The organism is Olsenella profusa (genome assembly GCF_016900315.1).
In the GTDB taxonomy this organism is placed as follows: domain Bacteria; phylum Actinomycetota; class Coriobacteriia; order Coriobacteriales; family Atopobiaceae; genus Thermophilibacter; species Thermophilibacter profusus_A.
The window spans coordinates 1-437 of record NZ_JACSNQ010000051.1 but is presented as its reverse complement, the minus strand read 5'-3'; the positions used below and the strand labels follow the sequence as shown (position 1 = coordinate 437).

General features: G+C 44.2%; 1 protein-coding gene. It reads left to right on the top strand.

Annotated elements, in window-relative coordinates; translation table 11 throughout:
* Positions 1 to 156: 156 nt before the first annotated feature.
* The coding region (locus H9X80_RS08980) for a MerR family transcriptional regulator (RefSeq protein WP_204794001.1) at positions 157 to 437 on the top strand (281 nt) is incomplete at its 3' end.

The following is a 437-nucleotide window of genomic DNA, read 5'->3' as shown; positions in this document are numbered from 1 at the left end:
GTACAGGACCTCATTTGCATTATGAGGTGCGGGTGAAAGGCAAGATTGTCAATCCGGTCAACTATTATTTCATGGACTTGGATGCGGATGAGTATGAGAAGATGATTGAACTGGCCGCAAATCACGGACGGGTATTCGATTAAAGAAAAATGACGTATGGCTTTGAAAACAGAAAAAGAACTGAAACTATATTATTCCATCAGTGAAGTGGCAAAGATGTTCGATGTGAATGAATCGCTGCTGCGTTATTGGGAAAAGGAGTATCCGATGATTTCTCCTAAAAAGACGGGAGGAAATGTCCGTCAGTACCGGAAGGAAGACATCGAAAACATTCGGCTGGTGTATCACCTTGTGAAGGAAAAAGGGATGACGCTGGCAGGGGCCAAACAACGTCTGAAACAGAACCGAGAAGAAACCTTGCAGACAGCCAATGTGGT